Raw genomic sequence first — 21,425 nt, 5'->3', positions numbered from 1 at the left:
TGGGCACCGAAGTATGGCGCCCTGACCCGCCGCGCGCGGCGGGTGCGAGGCGGCGAAAGCCGGCAATGGATCTTGCCGGCCCCGCCAGTTCAGCCGCGCTTACCGGGCCGGCGCGGTGTCATCGACCCAGAGCTTTTCATAGGACTGGATCGCCATTTCCATCGCATTGGGCTGCACGCCATGCAGCCAGGGCTGATAGGCCATGACTGCCTTGTTGTAGTTGAAGAACCACACCGGCGCCTCTTCCTGCAGAAGGTTGTTGGCCTTGCGCAGAAGTTCGTTCTTCTCGTCTTCCGTCGCAGCCTGACGCGCGGCCTCGATCAGCTTGTCGTAGTCCGGGTTGTTGAACTTCGTGTAGTTGCAGGAAGCCTGCGGCATCTTGGAATAGAAGCAGCGCAGCGCCGTAAGCGAATCCGGCCCACTTTCAGACGACCACATATAGGCCTGGAAATCGCCGCCCGGCACGGCTTCCGACAGAACCGAGCTTTCCACCGGCTTGGCCTTCACCTTGATGCCAACCTTGTCGAGCATCGGAATGATGGCTTCCACGATGGTCAGGCCCCAGCTTTCGTTCTGGGTGGCGGTCAGCTCGAACTCGAAGCCGTCCGGATAGCCGGCCTCGGCCAGCAGCGCCTTGGCCTTTTCGGGATTATACGGATAGGGCTTGGCATCCTTGTCGTAGGCCGGCGAGGACACAGGCAACCAGCCCGAAGCCCGGTAGGCCTTGTCCTTGGCCAGCCGCTTGATGATCAGGTCGGAATCGATGGCGTAGTTGATCGCCTGGCGCACCCGCTTGTCCTGGAACGGCTTGAAGTCGGGATTGAAGCCGACATGGCGCGTATAGACTTCCGCCACCTCGATGATGTTCTTGGCCAGTTCCGGGTCGGCCTTGTAGGCGACATACTGCGCCGGCCCGAGAACCGAAACGTCGACCTCCTTGTTGCGGAAGGCCACGTCGCGCGCCGAGGCGTCGCCCATGATCATGATGTTGATCTTGTCGGCATAGGGCTTGCCCGCGTCGTAATACTTGTCGTTCTTCACGACGGTAAGGCGCGAACCCGGCACATATTCGGAGAACTTGTAGGGCCCGAGGCCGACCGGATTGGTGAAGTAACCTTCCTTCTCCGCCGCGCCGGCCGGATAGATGGCGGTGTAGTTGGTCATGAGCGCGTAGCCCGGGTCGATCGGGTCGGTCAGCGTGATCGCCAGCGTGAAATCGTCGATCTTCTTGAGGCCGGAAATCTCCTTGGCCTTGCCTTCGTTGTATTCGGTCGCGCCAGCGATGTTGCTGACGTATTGCGCGGCCGGATAGGCCTTCGCAGGGTCCATGATCCGGGTGTAGGTGTAGATGATGTCGTCGGCGGTCAGCTGCTTGCCGTCGTGGAAAAAGGCATCCTGGCGCAGCTTGTAGGTGTAGGTAAGCCTGTCGTCGGAAACCGAGGCGTCGGTCGCCAGCCCCAGCACAGGCTTGCTGTCATTGGCGTCCCAGTCGTAGAGCGAGCGATGGATGGCCTTGGTCCAGAATTCGTCCTGAACCTGCGCCGACGCATGGATGTCCAGCGACGAGAAGCTGGAGCCATAGGGCGCGACGAAGTTGATGACCCCGCCCGAACGCGGTTCTTCGGCCGTCGCAAAGGATGCGGCTCCGGCGAGCAAGGATGCCGAGAGCGTCGAAATGATTGCCAGTTTCTTGAGCATGTTCCCTCCTTTGTTTTTCTTCACGCGGGCGGCTTCTGCCGGCGCGCGATTCTCCCTTCCCATGCGGCGCATCTTTCTCCCTTCGATGCGCCGGCATTCCTGCGGCCATTCGGCCCTGTCGCTATTGTCTTTCGAAAACCACCTCGCCGCCGCGCAGCGTCATCACGCACTGCGTATCGTTCAATATTTCCTCCGGCTTGGCGGTCAGCATGTTGCGTGAGAACACGGCGATATCCGCCACCTGCCCGGACACGAGCCTGCCCTTCACATGCTCCAGCTTCTGCGAGAAGGCGCCGTATTCGGTATAGACCTGCAACGCTTCCTCGATGGAGACGCGCTCGCGCGCATCCATCACCGTGCCCTTCCAGGTTTCGCGCGTCACCATGCTGTAGATGTTGGGGAACGGGTTGGGGTGGCAGACGGGCGAGTCGCTGCCCGTGGCCGGCTTGAAGCCGAGATCCTTCCAGGTCTTGAGCGGGTAGCTCGACAGTGCCCGCTCTTCGCCCAGCACCGAGACATAGGCATCGCCGAAATCGTAGATGAACACCTGTTGCGGGCAGGGATATATGCCCGCCGTCAGCATGCGCCGGTGCTGCTCGTCGGTGGAAAAGCCGCAATGCTCGATGCGATGGCGGCGATCCGGATCGGGCCTAGCTGCCAGCGCCTTCTCATAGGCCGTGATGAGCTGGCCGATCGCCGCGTCGCCGATGGCGTGGCAGGCAAGCTGGTAGCCCTTGGCATGCGCATCCATGACCAGTTCTTCCAGATGCTCGTCGGTGAGGATCTGCACGCCGGTGTTGTCGTCGTCGCCGAGATAGGGCCTGCTCATCCAGGCGGTGCGGCCGCCGGCTGAACCGTCGAGGAAGATTTTCACGGCACCGACCTTGAGCATGTCGTCGCCGACCCCCGACACCAGCCCCGCTTCGTAGCACTGAGGCACGATCGAGGTGCCCGGGTCGCCCAGCAGCACCAGCCAGGTACGCACCGGCAGCCGGCCGTTCAGCTTGGCGAGATTGTAGGCCCTGATCTCGTCGAAGCCGCCGACATGGCCGACTGCCGCATCCATGACGCTGGTTATGCCGTAGGAAAGCAGCATGTTGCCGGCCGCCTCGATGGCGTCGATCATCTCCTCGGTGGTGGCCTGCGGGATCGCCTTGCGGATCAGCCCTTGCGCGTTTTCGGCAACCATGCCGGTCAGCACGCCGTTCTTCTGTTCCAGCAGCCCGCCTTCGGGCACCGGCGTGCTCTCATCCACGCCGGCAAGCTCGAAAGCCCGTGAATTGAAGATCGAGACATGGCCGCAGGCGCGCACCAGCATGACCGGATGGTCGGGTGCGGCCGCGTCCAGTTCCGATTTGTGCGGATGGCGGCCGACGTCGAGCTTGGTCTGGTCGTATCCGCGCGCGCGGATCCAGGTGCCGGGCGGAACAGTGGCGGCCCGCTCCCTGATCTGCTGCAGAAGGCTGTCCAGCGTCGGCGCCTTCTGCGGCGTGGCGTCGAGCCAGCCGAGCGTCAGGCCCACCGAGATCAGATGCAGATGCGCGTCGTTGAGGCCCGGCATGGCGAACCGGCCGTCGAGATCGATGAGGCGGGTGCCACTGCCCTTGAGCTTGAGGATTTCATCCGCCGGTCCGGCGGCAAGCACCTTGCCTTGCCAGATCGCCAGGGCCCCGACCACGCCCTCCTCATAGCCGCACCAGATCGAGCCATTGTGCAGAATTGTATCGGCCTGCAAAAACTGCGCTGCTGACATTCAGCAGTTCCCCCCGAAGTCATGCCGTGTTGTACGAAGAGCAACCTTCCATCATAACCAAATACAATCAAGCCGTTGAATCGCCCAAACTAGGGCAAAATTTTTCGGGACCGCGCCGCACGGTCCTGGTGCGGCGCAGCCGCCCCTGCCATCAAACGACGAACCTGATCGCGCGCTGGATGTCGAAGAAGTTGGTTGCTCCGAAGCGAAGCGTGCGCGGCGCCGGATGCTCCATTCCCGGATACCAGCTTCCCCGATAGGCTTCGACGGGATTGGTGTACTCGACGACGAGTTCGAAGCTTTCCGCCAGTTTTGGCAGGCACTTCGACAGGTCTCGCGACAGGGCGGCCTCGACGCCTTCGCGAATGGCCTTCACCGCAGCCTGCGGCGAGAGGGAGGACGTGGCGGGGCCGAAACCTTGGCTCGTGGCGACTGTAGCTATGGCCGGCACCAGCGCCTTCGCTTCCTCGCACATGCCTGCATCGCCGGCGAGGAACACCGAAGGCACGCCATAGCGCGCCGCGCAAAGCGCGTTCAGCGTGTATTCGGACGCGACCTCGCCATTGATCAGGAGCCTGGAGACAGTTCCGGTCATCGTGTGCGCGAGCGGATTGGTGTCGGTACCTGCCTTGTTGTGATAGCCGGTATAGAGAGCCGCATCGAAACTCTCATCGATGCCGAACATCATGGAATCCGGATGCCCGCTCCAGCCGCGGACAATGCGCACATAGTCAGGTAGCCTTGAAAGAATGAGGTTGCGCGCGGTCGAATGGGCATCCTTGACCACCACCTCGGAAGCGCCCGCCGCCCTGGCCCCCTCGCAGGCCGCGACCAGCTCGTCGGTCATGTATTCCCGGAACTCGGCATATTCGGGATGCCCCTTCTTCGCTTCGTCCCAGTTGGTGATGCCTGCCGTGCCCTCAATATCGGCACTGATGAAAACCTTCATGATATTGCTTTCCCTAATCTCAAATAGATGCCCGCCCCTTGATCACAGCAGCCTGTCGACCCTCTGCGGCGTGACCTTCACAATGGTGACGTGTTGGTGGAATTCAGCACGGATTCGCTTCGCGTGAAATGGGTAATCGATTGGCACTGACTCCGGGGGCACGACCGATCGGAGTCCGAAGCTAAATCCGTTGGCGGGCCGCACTAATCCTCCTGGCGGGGCATATCGGCTGACCCTGTGCCGGCTTCAGGTTCCGGGGGCGCTGTCTCCTGTGGCTCCACTTCGATGGTCGCGGTCATGCCTATGACAAGGCGCACGTCCGGCGGAATGTCGTCGATATGCACGCGCACCGGCACCCTCTGGGCCAGGCGAACCCAGGTGAAGATCGGATTGACCGTGGCAAGTCCGCTCTTGCCGGGCGTCGCGTTCGACACGACGATGCCGTGCGCCACGCTGTCGACATGGCCGCGCAGCATCTCCTTGTATCCGAGCAGCCAGATATTTGCCGGATCGCCGTTCCGGATGAGCGGAATTGCCGTTTCCTCGAAATAGCCGTCGACCCAGAACGAATCCGCGTCGACGATCGAAAGAGCTGTCTGGCCCGTGGTGGCGTAGTCCCCCTGCCGGACCAGCAGGTTGGTGACCCATCCGTTCACCGGCGAGCGAATTTCCGTGCGCGCCAGATTGAGCTTGGCGCGGTCCAGGTCGGCCTTCGCCTTTTCGATGTTTGCCGAGGCCATGTTGGCGCTGGCGACAAAGGTTTGCTTCTCCTCGGCCGTCGCTGCCAGATCGCTCAGTTTGAGCCGGCGGGCGGCCTGTGCCTTCTTGTTTTCGAAATCTGCCTGCGCCTGATCAACGGCCGCATTGCCCATTTCAACGGCCAGCTGATAGTCGCGCGGATCGATCTTCATCAGCAGGTCGCCCTTCCAGACCCGCTGGTTGTCCTTCACGGCAAGCTCGGTGATGTTGCCCGACACCTCCGGCGCCAGCGTGACCACATAGGCTCTGACCGTTCCGTCCCGCGTCCACGGGCTCTCCATATAGTTCTGCCATAGAAGCCACACGGCTACGGCCGCGACTGCCGCAACGGCCAGGGTTGCCAGTATGGGCAGCAGCCGCAGCCGGCGGCGCAACGACTTGCGTTCGTCGGCAACAGGCGGCGACGGTTCCAGGCGCAGCGATTGCGCTGGTCGTTCGGAAGGTGATGGGGAGCCGTGCAACATGCCATTGCGCCTCAAGCATAAACCTTCAGATTGCCCAGGATCAGCACGGCCGCCGTCAGCAAGATGAGGAAGATGGAGAATTCGAAAAGGGCCGGGTGCCAGATGCGGCGCATCAATCCGGCCTCGGTCATGATGATGCGCAATGCGATCGTAACGGCGGCGGCGAGCGCCATCAGCGGCACCAGCGGCGATATCAGAACGCCGAACACGTCGATTTCCACGAAGCTCACGACAGTCGGTCCCAATGATATTCGCGCTGGCGATCGACGGCCTCGACGATCGCAAGCAGCGCCGCCCGCACCCGCATCCGCCCCGCTGCCCCCGGCTGCGTGTCCGGAATGGCCGCCAGCTCTGCATCCGTCCTTTCGATGACGGCTCGCAGCTTCGCCAGGTCGTCGGCGGCAACGCATATCTGCACGTCCGACAGCTCGACACCGATGCGGCCATGCCGCGAAAGCCGCTGCAGCCGGATGAGCTGCAACCCCGCCGACAGCATCGAGACGAGGTAGGAGCGCAGGACCGGCTCGGCGTCGCCCGGCATCGCCGTCAAGCGCGTATAGACGCGGTTCTGCCACTGGCTGAGCGTCCATTTGCGGCGGCCCATCGCAAGGCGCCTCAGGTCGCGGATGGTGAGGTCGCACAGCCGTTGCGCTCTCAGACGCGTGGAAACGGGCGGAACGAGCGCCAGCGCCAGCACGCCGAAGCCGCAGCCGCCCAGCAGGCCCATCGCGTTGTTGAGATAGGCGATCGTGTCGTAAGAGGTCTGGTTCGTCGGCGCCAGCAGCGGAATGAAGTTCAGCGTGGCCGGCATGAAATAGGGCGAGAGGGTCGGCACGGTCGACAGGGCGCCGAGAGGCGCGAGGCCCAGCGACATGGCGAGGACGAGGCCAGGAAAGGTTTCCAGGCCCGGCAGCACCGAAAACTTGATGATCGCGGCGATAACGGCAGCCATCAGCGTGCCGATGCCCTGGCCCATGGCTGCCCTCCGGGACCGCTCCTGCATCGGCGAAAACACCATGATCGTGATCGCCGCGAAGGTTATGGCCTGCGGCCCGTTGGGCCACTCGGAAAAGATCCAGAACAGAACCGCGGCGCCGACGCCCAGAAAAACGCGAAACGCATTGACCAGGGCGGGAAGATAATCGGGCACGACGAAGCCGGAGGGCAGCCGGTCCCGAGCGCGGGCCGGATCGTTCAGCAGCGCAAGGCCGTTGTTGGCGGCCGCGAGGCCTGTGGCCGCGTCGGCGGTGCCGCGGGCGGTGAGGTAGAGCGAAAGGTCGTCGGCCCCGAGCCGAAGCAGGTTGCGCACCACCGGAACGCTGCCGTCGGCGCCGAGGCCCCCGCGCGCAGTACTCGTTCCCTCTTGCGGGCCCGCTCGCCAGCTTGGGGGCAATTGATCGAGCACGATGCGCGCGCTTCGGCGAGCTACGGCCTCGGGCGCGCTGCGCAGGTGCGTCTCCACGATCCGCACGCCTGAAAGCGCCTCGAACAGGCCGTTAAGCGCCGACCGCAGAACGGATCTTCTCTGCAGCAGCTCCGGCGCTTCCCCGACCGCCTGTTCGATGATGGGGTCGAGGGCCGCCGCGCGTCGGATCAGAGCACGCCTGGTCTCCACGCCGCGGCTATTCCGGGTGCCGGCCGAGCCAAGCACATCGGCAAGATGGCCGGCCGTTTCCGCGATCAGCTGCGAGAGCATGGCGGCTAGGCGCCGCGGTGCATCGCCGGGAGTCGTCAGAGCCACGACCAGGGTTCCGGAGACAATCCCGATGCTGATCTCGGAGGCGCGGCTCAGCGCGATCTCGAACACCCGGTCGGGCGCGGCGATAGACGTGCCGGCGATAATTATGAGCGTATAGCCGGCCAGCATGGCGGCATAAGCGGCATAGTTGCGCAACATCGTGGACAGGAAGGAGCAGGCCGCCACCCACAGCAGCATCGCAAACAGGAACGCGCTCCTTTCCTGCGGGAAAACCGCCGTCAATGCCACGGCGGCGACGGCGCCGACGGCCGTGCCGACCATGCGGAACAGGCCCTTGCGCAGCGTCGAGCCCAGAACTGGCTGGCAGACGATGCAGGCAGAGGTGCCGGCCCAGTAAGGCGTCTCCAGTTCGAGATAGAACGCCAGGTAAAGCGCCAGCGAGACCGCGACCGTCAGCCGGGCGGCCTGCAGCAACGCGGGGCCGCTCCTTGCAACCAGTCCTGCGAAGGGAGCCTGTGCGCGTGCGGCTGAGGCCACGGTGAGCATCGAACAGTCCAGGCCACGGTACAACGAGGATCATAGTCGTCCCGGCGCTCCCCACTGTCCAGCAACAAATTGGTGCTTCGGCACCGCGAGCCGAGGCGCTGCGAAGGGCGGTGTGCAGCGCCTGAGCGTCGGACGCCTGCAACTGGGCGCGACGTTCCGAAGGACAAAGATCATGACGAATTTGCATGGACTAATCCGATTGTTTTCATTGCTCCACCTTGGCCATGCTCTTGACTCCTTAGCCTAATTGGGGATCGCTGGCTGGCTCAGGGGAAGAGGAGGACTACTTGAAAAAGCTCATCGCACGACTGGCCGTCGGGGCCGCATTCGTCGCCTTCGCGGCTTCCGCCCATGCCGGGCAGACGCTCGACCGCGTCATGGAAAAGAAGGCGATGGTCGTCGCCACCAACAGCGGCTGGCCGCCGCAGAGCTATCTCGACGACAATAACGAGATGGTCGGCTTCGACATCGACGTCTCGCGGGAGATCGGCAAGCGCCTCGGGGTTGAGGTGAGCTTCGAGACGCCCGAATGGGCGACGCTGACCGGCGGCCGCTGGCAGGGGCGCTACGATCTCGGCGTCGGTTCCGTGACGCCGACCAAATCCCGTGCCCAGGTGATCGATTTCGTCGGCATCTACTATTACAGCCCCTACGTCTATGCCGTGCACAAGGACAGCAAGGCGCAGTCGGTCGAGGACCTCAATGGAAAGGTCATCGGCGTCGAGACGGCAACGACGTCGGAAGACTTCATCAACCGCCGGCTCGAGATCGACGCGCCGGGCCAGCCGCCGATCGAGTACAAGCTCGAGCCGGGCGAGGTCCGCACGTTTGCCGATTCCATGCTGCCCTTCGACGATCTGCGCCTCGGCGACGGTGTGCGCCTCGATGCGGTGATCGCGCCCGAGCAGACGGCGCTCAACGCAATGAAGAACGGCTACCCGATCCGCGTGATCGAAGGCGAATACGCCTTCCGCGAGCCGCTCGTGGTCATCGCGGAGAAGGTCGATCCGGACTGGACGGCCAAGGTCGGCGGCCTCATCGAGGAGATGAAGAAGGACGGCACGCTCGCCGAGCTCACCATGAAGTGGTACGGAAAGGACTACAGCGCAGACTGAGTCGACAGGCACGGGCCGATTCTGTGCCCGTGCCGTTCCCTTTCAAGAGACCAGGCGCGCGATGACCTATCCAGACACATACTACAAGCGGACCATGTCCGATCCCAGGCAGCGCGCGGCGCTCGCCGGCCTGGAAGAGTGCGACACCGTGATCGTCGGCGGCGGCCTGGCAGGCCTCACGACGGCGCTGCAGCTTGCAAGGGCGGGGCAGGCGGTGACGGTTCTTGAGGCCGAGAGCGTCGGCTTCGGCGCTTCCGGCCGCAATGGCGGGTTCGTCGGCCCGGGCTACGCCACTGGCACCGAGCAGATTGCGCGGATCGCCGGAGAGGATGCCGCAAGGCGTCTCCACCTGATGTCGCTCGAGGGCGTGGATTTCGTGCGCGAAACCATCCGCGCGCTGTCGATCGACGAGGCGAAGCCGCAAACCGGGCTGATGAGCGTGCTGCGCCACGACGATGGCGCCAGCCTCAAGGCCTATGTCGAGCAGACCCGCCGGGCCTATGGCAATGAGCTGGAATTTCTGGACCGCGACCAGGTTCGGTCGGTCCTGAAATCGGACCGCTACTTCCAGGCGGTGCGCGACGGCCGGTCGTTCCACATGCATCCCCTCAATTACCTGCGCGGCGTCGCCCGCGAGATCGAGCGGCTTGGCGGCCGTATCTTCGAAGCCTCGCCCGCGAAAGCCATCGACCTGCAGGGCGCGCAGAAGCGCGTCACGACGCCCGGCGGCGAGGTGCGGGCACGCAATGTCGTCTTCACCACCGGCGGCTACACCGGCTCGCTGCATGGCAGGCTGAAGCGCTCCTTCCTGCCCATCGCAACCTATGTGATGGTCAGCGAGGAAGCGCCGGATCTGATCGCTTCCGCAATCGCGACGACCGATGCCATCGGCGACAATCGCCGCGCCGGCGACTATTACCGCGTCGTCGACGGCGGCAGGCGCCTGCTCTGGGGCGGACGCATCACCACGCGCGCCGCCTCCACGCAAGCGCTGGTGCGCGAGCTGCGTGCCGAGATGGTGGGAACCTATCCCCAGCTTGCCGGCCTCAAGACCGAGCTCGCCTGGTCCGGCCTCATGTCCTATGCGCGCCATCTCATGCCCCAGATCGGGCGCATGAGCCCCGGTGTCTGGTATTGCACCGCCTTTGGCGGACACGGGCTCAACACCACGGCAATCGGCGGCAAGGTGGTCGCGGAAGGCATTCTTGGAGAGACTGACCGCTACAGGCTGTTCGAGCCCTTCGGCCTGGTCTGGGCCGGTGGCCTTGCCGGCCTTGCAGTCGCGCAGCTCACCTATTGGAAACTCCAGGCCCAGGACTGGTGGCGCGAGCGCGCTGCCTAACAGGCGGAAAGATCGAAAGCCATGCTCGGCCGATTGATACTCACCTACCCGGAAGCGTCACGGCGGGCCGCCGGCCTGTTCGTTCTCGCCGTCGTGACGCTCGTGCTCTACCAGCTTGGCATCAGTGCCGCCTGGATCGGCCACGTGCTGCCCTCTGCCGAAGCCTGGCTCGGCGAAAATCCGGCCGCCGGCAGGCTCGTCTCGGCGCTTTTGATCGCGCTCATCGTCGCCGCCAACTGGAAGGCGCTGCGGCAGCTTTCGCGCCGCCAGCAGGTGGTGGCGGTGTGGGTTGAGCTCTTCGCGCTCTTGATGCTGTTCTTCTATTCGTTCGACCTGTCTTTTGCCTTCATCGCCAAGAAGATCGGCTTCCTGATCTCGCAGGGCGTGGTCACCACGCTCTACATTTCCGCCATCTCCATCGTGATCGCCACGATCATCGCGCTTGCCGGCGCCATCGCCAAGCTGTCGACCAACGGCGTCGTCTACGGACTTGCCACCTTCTACACGTCGCTGTTTCGCGGCCTGCCGCTGCTGATGCAGATCTACATCATCTATCTCGGGCTGCCGCAGGTGGGCTATGTCATCGGCGCCGTGCCGGCCGGCATCATGGCGCTTTCGCTGTGCTACGGCGCCTATATGACCGAGATCTTCCGCGCCGGGATCCAGAGCATCCCGCGCGGCCAGTCGGAGGGCGCGACGGCGCTCGGTCTCAGCCCGTCCCAGACGATGGCGCTGGTGATCCTGCCGCAGGCGATGCGTGTCATCATCCCGCCCACCGGCAACCAGTTCATCGCCATGCTGAAGGACTCTTCGCTGGTGTCGGTCGTCGGCGTATGGGAGATCATGTATCTCGCGCGCACCCAGGGCCAGACCGAGTTCCGCCACATCGAGATGCTGATTACGGCCTCCATGATCTACTGGATTCTCTCGATCTGCCTGGAATACGCCCAGTCGCTCATCGAAGAACGCTTCGGCCGCTTCAATGCCCGCTGAACTTGACCTCTGACGCCCAGGAGTTCGCGCCAGCGGCGGGCGAGACCCGTTCCCTGTAGCTGCTGCCCTCGCGGGTAGCGGACCAGAAGCCGATTATCGACTACAATGTCTTCGTAGGCTTCGCGCGGCGTCTGATCCGGACGCCCCAACACAGGAGCAGAAGGCCATGAGCAAGAAGATCTATTGCGCATTCGGCACCGACATCGACTCGGTGGCAGGCTGGATCGGGTCCTATGGCGGGGGCGACAGCCCCTCCGACATCCAGCGCGGCATCTTCGCGACCGAAGTCGGCGTGCCGCGCTTGCTGCGCCTGTTCAGGAAATACGACCTGCGCACGTCCTTCTTCATTCCGGGACATTCGCTGGAGACCTTTCCGAAGGAGATGCAGATGATTGTGGATGCCGGCCACGAGATCGGCGCGCACGGCTATCTTCACGAAAACCCCGTGGCCATGACACCCCAGCAGGAAGAGGACGTGCTGGTGAAGTCGATCGAGCTGATCGAGAAGCTGACCGGCAGGGCGCCGCGCGGCTATGTGGCGCCATGGTGGGAGATGTCCTCCTCGACCGCGGCGCTCCTCAAGAAATACGGTTTCAGCTACGATCACAGCCAGGGCTATCGCGACTTCCAGCCCTTCTATGCGCGCGTCGGCGACGAATGGAACGTCATCGATTACACCAAGAAGGCCAGGGACTGGATGCACCCGCTGAAGCACGGCAAGGAGATCGACCTCGTCGATATCGCGGCGAACTGGTACGTCGATGACCTGCCGCCGATGATGTTCATCAAGAAGTCCCCGAACAGCCACGGCTTCGTCAATCCGAGGGATATCGAGGAACTGTGGCGCGACCAGTTCGACTGGGTGTATCGTGAGATGGATTATGGTGTCTTCGCCTTCACCATCCATCCCGATGTGTCGGGCCGTCCGCAGGTGCTGCTGATGCTCGAACGGCTCATCGAGTACATCAACGGTCATGAAGGCGTCGAATGGGCGACCTTCGAGGAAATCGCCGATGATTTCCGCAAGCGCTATCCGTTCGAGAGCGACAAGCGTCCGGAGGTGATCTGATCCGTGTGCAGCGCCTGTGGTTTTCCATCGCTGCCGGGCCACTGGACCGATGCCGGGGCATTGCACCCCGGCAGTCGGCTGCGACTTCGCTTCACGCGTCTGGCCATCATCAACAGGCTGCTGGCGCCCTATCGGCTGACCGCCCATGACGATGGCGCGACGCCGGGGCTTCAACTGATGGCGCCCGGCGGCGAACGCGTGCTGGTGGCAGATCTCGAGGCACTGTGGATGGAGGCGGCGCGGCTGGCCGGAACCCCCATCGATCCGCTGTCAGTCCGCGCGCTCGGCGATGAATGAACAGCGACGCCGCGACGGCCGCCTGCCGCTGACCATCATCGGCGGATTTCTGGGTGCCGGCAAAAGCACCTGGCTGCGACATCAGTTGCATGAGGAGCGTTTCGGGACGGTGCACCTGATCGTCAACGAGGCGGCGGAAACCCCGGTCGACAATCTGCTGCTGGGAAAAGCCGAGCAGGTCGAGGTGCTGGCGGGAGGGTGTGCCTGTTGCGAAGGCCGCGAGGCGCTGATAGCCGCGCTTCGGAACATTTGCGGCAATCAGGATGCGCTCGACAGCCGGAGAATCGATCGCATCCTGCTCGAAACCAGCGGACTTGCCGATCCGGGCGCGATTGCCTTGGCCTTGTCCGAAGACCCGATCCTGGCACGCCGTCTGGCTGTCGACGGCGTGATCGTGCTGGTGGACGCCCTGCACGGGGCGCAGCAGCTTGCAGGAGAAGAACTCAGCCGGCGGCAGGTGGAGGCAGCCGAAAGGATCGTCATCACCAAGTCGCGTGGCATCCCGCCCGGGCAGGTTGCGCGGCTGACGCGCACGCTTCGTCTGATCAACCCGGCAGTCGCCGTGGAAGGCGCTGAGCTTGGCGTGCCGCTGGAGCTGCCCGCAGACCTCGATGCCCAGCCCTACGAACTCCCTGAAATAGCCGCGCGCGCGGAGCCGATAAAACCCTATCGCCTGAGCATTGCCGAGGGCGGCGGCTGGGCGAGCCTTTCGGTGTGGCTCTCGGCATTGCTGGCCGCACGCGGCAACGACATCGTACGGGTGAAGGGCGTGGTGACGAGCCCCGATGGTCGCCTGCTGCTGCAGTCGGTGCGCCGTGTCGTCCAGGCGCCGGAAATACTGCCCGAGCCGGAAGGCGCCGACAGGGGTCCCGCTCCACAAGACGATATCATCGTGTTGATCGGGCGCGGCATGGACGAAAAGCTGCTCGCGCGTTCATGGGAGAGGTTTGTGCTGGGGTAATCGTCCCGTCAGGCTGCCCATGAACACGGGGGGAACCTCGATGAGGGGTGTCTGGCTCGAACCCCGGTCGATGATGTCGAACACGGCATTGAGCATGCCCGGCACATCCTGGCGGACCATCTCGATGTCGTCGCCCAGCAGCGCGGCGAAAGGGTCCCAGTCGAAGCAGCCGATGATCGGCGGCCGGCCGTCATAGCGGCCCGATCGCCTGATCCAGCGCATTACCCCTTCCAGCGATATGGTCGAGTTGACGAACATGCCCGCTGGCAGGTGCCCCTCCCGACTTGCCAGGGCATCCAGAGCATTTTCCGCTTTTTCCGGCGCATAGCCGCAGGTCAGGATGTGGCTTTCGTCGACTTCGACGCCCGCTTCCGCATGGGCGGCGCGGAAGCCGCGCACGCGCTCGGCGGTGTTGTGGTCGCTGCCGCGCCCGCCGATGAACAGGAGCGGCGAGGCCTTGCCCAGCTTGCGCTCGCAATTGGCCAGAATGCGCCGGGTCAGTTCCCTGGCGCCGGCGAAATTGTCCGAGATCACCGAGGGCGCCCGCGATCCGGGCAGGTCGAGGTTGAGGCTTCTGGCGCCGGATGCGGTGCAGATATCGGTTATCCGGTCGGGGTCCGTGGCGCCGGTCGCGACCAGCCATTCGACCTGGTAGGAAAGCATGGTGCGCGCTGCCTCGATTTCGAGTTCCGGGTCGCGGCGCGTGCAGGTGATGATCGGAAACAGCCCCCGCTCGCGCGCCATGCTTTCGAAGGTCTCCACGATCGAGCCGAAATAGCGGTTGTCGTATTTGGGGACGATCATGCCGATGATCTTCGACTTCTCCCGTCGAAGCAGGCTCGCCTGCATGTTGATGGCATAGCCCTGTTCTTCCGCCAGCCGCGTGATCTTGTCTGCGAGCTGGCTGCTGATCCTGCGCTTCTTCCAGTTGCCGTTCAGAACTGCGCTGACTGCGCTGGCCGACGTGCCGGCCAGCGCGGCCAGGTCATAAATGGTCGTTTTCTTGGTCTGCTTGTCTCGATTCACGAATACCCGCCTCCGGTTCGAACGCTAGCTTGACATCATTGGGGGAAGGTGGCAATTTTTTGCTACATCGATTGAGCGGCGTAGCTCAATCGATGTAGTTGGTTGGCTGTTGAGGGTCGACCGGGAGGCGTTCAGGAAGAGTTCACGATCATGGCCTGGTCGGTAACGCGTCGACCTGGCCAGGTGGTCTGCGCTCTTTTCACCGATCGAAAGGTGGCCGAAGCTTGGGCACGAAACCGGAAAAGCCTCTCCCGACACGGGTTTTCGCTCTTTCAAGGAGGACATTATGAAATTTCGCACTTTGTTGATGGCAACGGCAGCCGCCGGCGTCATGTTCGCGGGCTCGGCCCAGGCTCAGGAAACGGCGACGGTCGCGTTCCTGATGCCCGACCAGGCATCGACGCGCTATGAGGAGCACGACTATCCGGGCTTCAAGGCCGAGATGGAAAAGCTCTGCGCCAGCTGCACCGTCATCTACCAGAACGCAAATGCCGATGCGTCCCTGCAGCAGCAGCAGTTCAACTCGGTGATCGCCCAGGGCGCCAAGGTCATCGTGCTCGATCCGGTCGATTCCGCGGCTGCCGCCGGCCTCGTCGAGATCGCCCATTCCCAGGACGTGAAGGTCATCGCCTATGACCGCCCGATCCCGGAAAAGGCCGCCGACTTCTACGTTTCCTTCGACAATGAAGGTCTCGGCTACGAGATCGCCAAGTCGCTGGTGGACCATCTTAAGGCAAGCGGCGTGGCCGAAGGTTCGGGCGTGCTGCAGATCAATGGTTCCCCGACCGACGCGGCCGCCGGCCTCATCCGCGACGGCATTCATCGCGGCCTGAAGGACTCGGGCTTCGAGACGCTCGCCGAGTTCGACACCCCGGAATGGGCCCCGCCGAAGGCACAGGAATGGACCGCCGGCCAGATCACCCGCTTCGGCGATCAGATCAAGGGCGTGGTCGCTGCCAACGACGGCACGGGCGGCGGCGCCATCGCGGCCTTCAAGGCAGCAGGCGTGCAGCCGCTTCCGCCGGTCACGGGCAATGACGCCACCATCGCCGCCCTGCAGCTGATCATCTCCGGCGACCAGTACAACACCATCTCCAAGCCGTCGGAGGTCGTTGCCGCTGCCGCCGCCAGGATTGCCGTGCAGCTGGTCAAGGGCGAAACGCCCGAGCCGAAGACCACCCTCTACGACACGCCGTCCGAGCTGTTCGTGCCGGCCGTGGTGACCGCCGAGAACATCAAGGCGGAGATCTTCGACAAGGGTATCCAGACCGCCGAGGAAGTCTGCACCGGCGAATACGCCGAGGGTTGCAAGAAACTCGGCATTATCCAGTAATATCCTCCCGAGAGTGTCCGGCCGGGCTTGTTCCGGCCGGGCACACCCAAACGTCCAGAAGAGCGTTCAGCCATGGTGCGAGAAGACACTGCACTGCCCGAAAAAGGCAGCCCCATTTTGCGGTTGAGCAATGTTTCCAAGAAGTTCGGAGCGGTGTCGGCGCTCACCGACATCGAGCTTGAAGTCCATGCGGGCGAGGTCGTGGCCCTGGTGGGCGACAACGGCGCCGGCAAGTCGACGCTGATCAAGATCCTCGCCGGCGTGCACCAGCCCACCTCGGGCAGCATCGAATTCTGCGGCCAGCAGGTTTCGCTCGACAGCCCCAGCCGCGCGCTCGAGCTCGGCATCGCCACGGTCTTCCAGGATCTCGCGCTGTGCGAAAACCTCGACGTCGTCGCCAATCTCTTCCTGGGCCATGAGCTGTCGCCGTGGAACCTCGACGAGGTGGCGATGGAAGTGCGGGCCTGGACCCTTTTGAAGGAACTCGCCGCGCGCATCCCGTCGGTACGCGAGCCCGTCGCCTCGCTGTCGGGCGGCCAGCGCCAGACGGTCGCGATCGCGCGGTCGCTGCTGCTCGATCCCAAGATCATCATGCTCGACGAGCCGACCGCCGCCCTTGGCGTCGCGCAGACGGCGGAGGTGCTGAACCTGATCGAGCGTGTGCGCGAACGCGGCCTCGGCGTCATCATCATCAGCCACAACATGGAGGATGTGCGCGCCGTTGCAGACCGCATCGTGGTCTTGCGACTCGGGCGCAACAACGGGGTCTTCAGCCCCGACGCCTCCAACCACGAGCTTGTCACCGCCATCACCGGCGCCACGGAAAACGCCGTCTCGCGCCGCCACCACCGCAAGACAAGCCAGAACAACGATTTGAGCGGGACCACCGCATGACACAGAAGATTTCCAACGATACGCCGCCCCAGGCCCTCGACCGCAGCGACGAGCGCGTCAAGCATGACGAGGGCATGTTCGACATGGTGCGTGGTTTCTTCGACCGCATACGTTCGGGCGATCTCGGCATGTTGCCGGTCGCCGTCGGGCTGGTGGTCATTTCGACCGTCTTCAGCCTCCTCAACCCGGTCTTCCTCGCGCCGAACAACTTGGTGAACCTGCTGTTCGATTGCGCCACGGTCGGGGTCATCTCGCTCGGCATCGTCTGTGTTCTGCTGCTCGGAGAAATCGACCTTTCCGTCGGCTCCATGAGCGGCCTCGCATCCGCCGTCGTCGGCGTGCTGTGGGTCAATTCCGGCTGGCCGATTGCCGGCGCCATCTTTGTGGCCTTGCTTGTGGGTGCGGCCGTCGGCGCGCTTTACGCGCTGCTTTACAATCGGCTCGGCATGCCGAGCTTCGTGGCGACCCTTGCCGGCCTGCTCGCGCTGCTGGGCCTGCAACTCTACATTCTGGGGCCGACCGGCAGCATCAACCTGCCCTACGCCTCGCCGCTGGTTCGTTTTGGCCAGGTCATGGTCATGCCCGATTGGGTGTCGCACACCCTGGCGCTCCTGCCCGGGCTTGTCATGATTGCGGTCGGCATCAAGAACCGTCGGCGCCGCAAGGCCGTCAACCTGTCGTCCCGGCCGCTCGGCGCCGTGGTCATAAAGGCTGTCGTGCTGACGGTCGCGCTCGAATTCGCCGTCTACTACCTCAATCTCGGCCGTGGCGTGCCGTGGATGTTCGGCCTGTTCGTCGCGCTGGTCATCGTCCTCAACTATGCGCTCACCAAGACCAAGTGGGGTCGCTCGATGTTCGCCGTCGGCGGCAATCGCGAGGCGGCCCGCCGCTCGGGCATCAATGTCCGCCGGATGTATATGAGCGCCTTCATGCTCTGCTCCACGCTTGCAGCCCTTGGCGGCATCCTGGCGGCCTCGCGTCTCGCTTCATCGAGCCAGCAGGCCGGCGCCGGCGACGTCAACCTGAACGCGATCGCGGCAGCCGTCATCGGCGGCACCAGCCTGTTCGGCGGCCGCGGCAGCGCCTATTCCGCGCTATTGGGCATCATTGTCATCCAGGCGATTTCCAACGGCCTCACGCTTCTCAATCTCAGCTCGTCCCTGCGCTACATGATCACGGGCGCGGTGCTTGCCATCGCCGTCATCGTCGACTCGCTCGCCCGCCAGTCCCGCGTCAGCCACGGCCGCGCCTAACAATTTCCAGGAGAGATTCGCCATGGCAGAACTCATGAAGGGCAAGGTCGCCGCAATTACAGGTGCTGCGTCGGGCATCGGTCTGGAATGCGCCCGCACGCTGCTTGCCGAAGGCGCGACCGTCGTGCTGATCGACCGCGCTGAGGACAGGCTCGAGGCCCTGTGCAAGGAACTCGGCGACCGCGCCAGGCCGCTGGTGGTAGACCTGCTCGCGCCCGAGCAGGTCTCCGGCATGCTGCCGCGCATCCTGGAAGTGGCGGGCGGCCTGGATATCTTCCACGCCAATGCCGGCGCCTATATCGGCGGTGCGGTCGCGGAAGGCGATCCCGACGCCTGGGACCGGATGCTGAACCTCAACATCAATGCCGCCTTCCGCTCGGTCCATGCGGTGCTGCCGCACATGATTGCGCAGAAGTCGGGCGACATTCTCTTCACCAGCTCCATCGCCGGCGTCGTGCCGGTCGTCTGGGAGCCGATCTATACGGCGTCCAAGTTCGCCGTTCAGGCCTTCGTGCATTCTACTCGCCGGCAGGTAGCGCAGCACGGCGTGCGCGTCGGCGCTGTGCTGCCGGGCCCGGTGGTCACCGCCCTGCTGGACGACTGGCCCAAGGCCAAGATGGAAGAGGCGCTCGCCAATGGCAGCCTGATGCAGCCGAAGGAAGTGGCCGAGGCGGTGCTGTTCATGCTTTCGCGGCCCCGCAACGTGACGATCCGCGACCTCGTGATCCTGCCCAACAGCGTGGATCTCTGAGAGCGGCTGCAAGCCGCCCTCGATATTTGAAGACCTTTTGAGAGCTTGGGACCCATGAGCAACACACCGGGCACGCCGGCGCCGGAGGGCGCAACCTACGTCATCGGCGTCGATGTCGGGACAGGAAGCGCGCGTGCCGGCCTGTTCGACCTCAGCGGCCGAATGCTGTCCACCGCCAAGCGCGACATCTCGCTGTTCCGCGAGCCGGGCGCCATGGTGGAGCAATCCAGCACGGAGATCTGGCAGGCCGTGTGCGCCATCGTGCGCGAAGCGGTGTCGTCTGCCGGTGTCGATCCGGCCTGCGTGGCCGGCCTCGGCTTCGACGCCACCTGCTCGCTCGTGGTGCTGGGGGAGGGCGGCAGCCCGCTCCCGGTCGGCCCTTCTGAGGACCCCGAACGCGACATCATCGTGTGGATGGATCACCGCGCCGTCGCGCAGGCCGAGCGTATCAACGCGCTTGGCCATGACGTGCTGCGCTATGTCGGCGGGCGCATCTCGCCCGAGATGGAGACGCCGAAGATCCTGTGGCTGAAGGAGAACCGCCCGCAGGTCTTCGATGCGGCCTGGCAGTTCTTCGACCTTGCCGATTTCCTCACCTGGCGGGCGACAGGCGACCTCGCCCGCTCGACCTGCACGGTCACCTGCAAATGGACCTATCTTGCCCATGAGCAGCGCTGGGACCCGACCTATTTCCGCAAGATCGGCCTCGACCAACTCGCGGATGAAAACTTTTCGCGCATCGGCACCCGGATCGTCGAACCCGGCTCCCCGCTGGGGCAGGGGCTGACGCAGGAGGCCGCGCAGGCCATGGGTCTCAGGCCCGGCACGTCTGTCGCCGCTGGCATGATCGACGCCCATGCGGGCGGCATCGGAACCGTCGGCATTGGCGGGCGGCCCGAGCGCAACCTCGCCTATGTCTTCGGCACCTCCTCCTGCACCATGACCTCCACGGCGGAGCCGGTTTTCGTGCCCGGCGTCTGGGGGCCCTATTACTCGGCCATGGTACCGGGCATGTGGCTGAACGAGGGCGGCCAGAGCGCGGCAGGCGCCGCCATCGACCAGCTTCTGCGCTTCCACCCGGCGGCTCAGGAAGCGGCAGCGAAGGCTGAAGCGAAAAGCGTGGCCCTGCCGGTCATGCTCGCCGACCTTGCGGCGGAACGGGCGGGCACGGCATCCGAGGCGGTGCGTTTGTCGACAGGCCTGCATGTGGTGCCGGAGTTCCTCGGCAACCGTGCGCCCTTTGCCGACCCTCACGCCCGGGCCGTCATCGCCGGCCTCGGAATGGAGCGCGACCTCGATAGCCTGGTGGCGCTCTATGTCGCCGGCATCTGTGGCATTGGCTACGGGCTGAAGCAGATCATCGACACCCAGGCCGCCGCCGGCGCGCATGTGGACCAGATCGTCATCAGCGGCGGCGCCGGCCAGCATGACTTCGTCCGCCAGATCCTTGCCGACGCCAGCGGCAAGCCGGTCGTCGCCCCGAATTCGGACGAACCCGTCCTGCTCGGGTCGGCCATATTGGGTGCGGTTGCTGCCGGCGCGTTCCCCGATGTTCGCGAGGCGATGGCGAGCCTTTCCGGCACCGCTCGCGTCTACCGCCCGGCCGAAGGGCCGCTGGGAGAAATTCACTCCGCACGCTTCGAAGCGTTCAGGGAACTGCAGGACACAGCCCGCCGGGTGCGCGACTGCTGAAGTATCTTGGCCCCGGACCTGGTGCTGGGCGGGCCTATCAGGCCCCGGCAGCCTTGGTAGCCTTGGCCCTGTCGCGCTGCCACATGACTAGTCCGGCGATCAGGATCGTGCCGATGATAAAGATGAAGGCGGCGGCGGCGATTGCCGGGCTGATGTTTTCGCGGATGGTGGAAAACATCTGACGGGCAAGGGTGCGCTGGTTCGGCCCGGCGACGAAGAGCGTCAGCACCACCTCGTCGAGCGAGGTGGCGAATGCGAGCACCGCGCCGGTAAGCACGCCAGGCATGGCAAGCGGCAATGTTACCCGCCGAAAGACGGTGAAAGGGCCGGCGCCGAGGCTTTCGGCGGCGCGTTCGACCCGGCGGTCGATGCCGGCAAGCGCCCCGGTGACGCTGACGATGACGAAGGGGATCGCCACCACCGTATGGGCGAAGATGACGCCGAGATAGGTGTTGGCGATGCCGAGGCGCACGAACAGCACCTGCATGCCGACCCCCAGCACCACCGCCGGCACCACCATGGGCAGCAGGAACAGCGTCTTCACCGTCGTCGGAAACGGGATGTCGCGGCCGCGAAGGCCGAGCGATGCCGCGGTGCCAAGGACCGTGGCGAGCACCGTCGTGCCGAGGCCGATGATCAGGCTGTTGACGATGGAGCGCCGCCAGGCGTCGGCCGCCACCAGTTCCTGGAACCACCGCGTCGAGAAGGCGGGGATCGGGTAGGTGAGGAAGGCGCTCGACGTGAAGGCGAGCGGCAGGATCGCCAGGAGCGGCGCAACCAGGAAGGTCACGACCGCGACGGCGAAGACGAGTTTCGCGCTTTTCAGCATGC

Annotated in this window: 19 protein-coding genes; 11 read left to right on the top strand and 8 right to left on the bottom strand. The window is 64.4% G+C overall.

The window, feature by feature from the left end; translation table 11 throughout:
* Positions 1 to 99 precede the first annotated feature (99 nt).
* From ABLE86_RS16545 to ABLE86_RS16520, 6 genes are all read right to left on the bottom strand, one after another.
* Positions 100 to 1,698 carry an ABC transporter substrate-binding protein gene (locus ABLE86_RS16545; RefSeq protein ID WP_348780067.1) on the bottom strand — a complete coding sequence of 533 codons (1,599 nt, stop codon included), beginning with the start codon at positions 1,696 to 1,698 and terminating at the stop codon, positions 100 to 102.
* Between the two features lie 121 nt (positions 1,699 to 1,819).
* Entirely contained in the window at positions 1,820 to 3,451 is a 1,632-nt protein-coding gene (locus ABLE86_RS16540; protein ID WP_348780066.1) for an amidohydrolase, read from the bottom strand.
* A 151-nt stretch (positions 3,452 to 3,602) separates the two neighbouring features.
* Positions 3,603 to 4,400 carry a M55 family metallopeptidase gene (locus ABLE86_RS16535; RefSeq protein WP_348780065.1) on the bottom strand — a complete coding sequence of 266 codons (798 nt, stop codon included), beginning with the start codon at positions 4,398 to 4,400 and terminating at the stop codon, positions 3,603 to 3,605.
* 203 nt (positions 4,401 to 4,603) lie between these two features.
* Entirely contained in the window at positions 4,604 to 5,623 is a 1,020-nt protein-coding gene (locus tag ABLE86_RS16530) for an HlyD family secretion protein (protein ID WP_348780064.1), read from the bottom strand.
* A gap of 11 nt (positions 5,624 to 5,634) precedes the next feature.
* Complete coding sequence (locus ABLE86_RS16525; protein ID WP_348780063.1) at positions 5,635 to 5,853, bottom strand: DUF1656 domain-containing protein; 219 nt, start codon at positions 5,851 to 5,853, stop codon at positions 5,635 to 5,637.
* Positions 5,850 to 7,868 carry an FUSC family protein gene (locus ABLE86_RS16520; protein WP_348780062.1) on the bottom strand — a complete coding sequence of 673 codons (2,019 nt, stop codon included), beginning with the start codon at positions 7,866 to 7,868 and terminating at the stop codon, positions 5,850 to 5,852. The genes ABLE86_RS16525 and ABLE86_RS16520 overlap by 4 nt, the downstream gene beginning before the upstream one ends.
* 287 nt (positions 7,869 to 8,155) lie before the next feature.
* Here ABLE86_RS16520 and ABLE86_RS16515 point away from each other — a divergent pair, with 287 nt between their 5' ends.
* The 6 genes from ABLE86_RS16515 to ABLE86_RS16490 all read left to right on the top strand — a co-directional run bounded on the left by ABLE86_RS16515 (position 8,156) and on the right by ABLE86_RS16490 (position 13,645).
* Positions 8,156 to 8,983, top strand: a complete 828-nt coding sequence (locus ABLE86_RS16515) for a transporter substrate-binding domain-containing protein (RefSeq protein ID WP_348780061.1) — start codon at positions 8,156 to 8,158, stop codon at positions 8,981 to 8,983.
* 61 nt (positions 8,984 to 9,044) lie between these two features.
* Positions 9,045 to 10,325, top strand: a complete 1,281-nt coding sequence (locus tag ABLE86_RS16510; protein ID WP_348780060.1) for an FAD-binding oxidoreductase — start codon at positions 9,045 to 9,047, stop codon at positions 10,323 to 10,325.
* Positions 10,326 to 10,346: 21 nt separating this feature from the next.
* Positions 10,347 to 11,318, top strand: coding sequence for an amino acid ABC transporter permease (locus ABLE86_RS16505; protein WP_348780059.1), 972 nt, complete (start codon positions 10,347 to 10,349; stop codon positions 11,316 to 11,318).
* A gap of 166 nt (positions 11,319 to 11,484) precedes the next feature.
* Positions 11,485 to 12,387 carry a polysaccharide deacetylase gene (locus tag ABLE86_RS16500; protein ID WP_348780058.1) on the top strand — a complete coding sequence of 301 codons (903 nt, stop codon included), beginning with the start codon at positions 11,485 to 11,487 and terminating at the stop codon, positions 12,385 to 12,387.
* Between the two features lie 3 nt (positions 12,388 to 12,390).
* Complete coding sequence (locus ABLE86_RS16495) at positions 12,391 to 12,684, top strand: hypothetical protein (protein WP_348780057.1); 294 nt, start codon at positions 12,391 to 12,393, stop codon at positions 12,682 to 12,684.
* The gene (locus tag ABLE86_RS16490) at positions 12,677 to 13,645 is read left to right on the top strand and encodes a CobW family GTP-binding protein (protein WP_348780056.1); all 969 of its coding nucleotides are present in this window, start codon (positions 12,677 to 12,679) and stop codon (positions 13,643 to 13,645) included. Before ABLE86_RS16495 ends, ABLE86_RS16490 begins: the two co-directional genes overlap by 8 nt.
* Here ABLE86_RS16490 and ABLE86_RS16485 read toward each other — a convergent pair.
* Entirely contained in the window at positions 13,619 to 14,671 is a 1,053-nt protein-coding gene (locus ABLE86_RS16485; protein WP_348780055.1) for a LacI family DNA-binding transcriptional regulator, read from the bottom strand. The two genes, ABLE86_RS16490 and ABLE86_RS16485, sit on opposite strands and share 27 nt — an antisense overlap.
* Before the next feature lie 286 nt (positions 14,672 to 14,957).
* On the opposite strand from ABLE86_RS16485, the gene ABLE86_RS16480 reads away from it, so the two are divergent.
* The 5 genes from ABLE86_RS16480 to ABLE86_RS16460 all read left to right on the top strand — a co-directional run bounded on the left by ABLE86_RS16480 (position 14,958) and on the right by ABLE86_RS16460 (position 20,594).
* A complete protein-coding gene (locus ABLE86_RS16480; protein ID WP_348780054.1) occupies positions 14,958 to 16,004 on the top strand; it encodes a sugar ABC transporter substrate-binding protein in 1,047 nt (348 codons plus the stop codon).
* 72 nt (positions 16,005 to 16,076) lie between these two features.
* Positions 16,077 to 16,898 carry an ATP-binding cassette domain-containing protein gene (locus tag ABLE86_RS16475; protein ID WP_348780053.1) on the top strand — a complete coding sequence of 274 codons (822 nt, stop codon included), beginning with the start codon at positions 16,077 to 16,079 and terminating at the stop codon, positions 16,896 to 16,898.
* On the top strand, positions 16,895 to 18,151 hold the full coding sequence (locus tag ABLE86_RS16470) for a sugar ABC transporter permease (RefSeq protein WP_348780052.1): 1,257 nt from the start codon (positions 16,895 to 16,897) through the stop codon (positions 18,149 to 18,151). Before ABLE86_RS16475 ends, ABLE86_RS16470 begins: the two co-directional genes overlap by 4 nt.
* Positions 18,152 to 18,173: 22 nt before the next feature.
* Positions 18,174 to 18,902 carry an SDR family oxidoreductase gene (locus ABLE86_RS16465; RefSeq protein WP_348780051.1) on the top strand — a complete coding sequence of 243 codons (729 nt, stop codon included), beginning with the start codon at positions 18,174 to 18,176 and terminating at the stop codon, positions 18,900 to 18,902.
* Positions 18,903 to 18,956: 54 nt separating this feature from the next.
* Positions 18,957 to 20,594 (top strand): FGGY-family carbohydrate kinase, encoded by a 1,638-nt coding sequence (locus ABLE86_RS16460; protein WP_348780050.1) that lies wholly within the window; start codon positions 18,957 to 18,959, stop codon positions 20,592 to 20,594.
* Positions 20,595 to 20,631: 37 nt separating this feature from the next.
* Here ABLE86_RS16460 and ABLE86_RS16455 read toward each other — a convergent pair whose 3' ends face one another.
* On the bottom strand, positions 20,632 to 21,423 hold the full coding sequence (locus ABLE86_RS16455) for an ABC transporter permease (RefSeq protein WP_348780049.1): 792 nt from the start codon (positions 21,421 to 21,423) through the stop codon (positions 20,632 to 20,634).
* Positions 21,424 to 21,425: the final 2 nt, after the last annotated feature.

The sequence above is a fragment of the Mesorhizobium sp. KR2-14 genome (assembly GCF_040049255.1).
GTDB lineage: Bacteria > Pseudomonadota > Alphaproteobacteria > Rhizobiales > Rhizobiaceae > Pseudaminobacter.
Note: the sequence above shows the minus strand (reverse complement) of the source record. Positions and strands in the feature narration are given on the sequence as shown.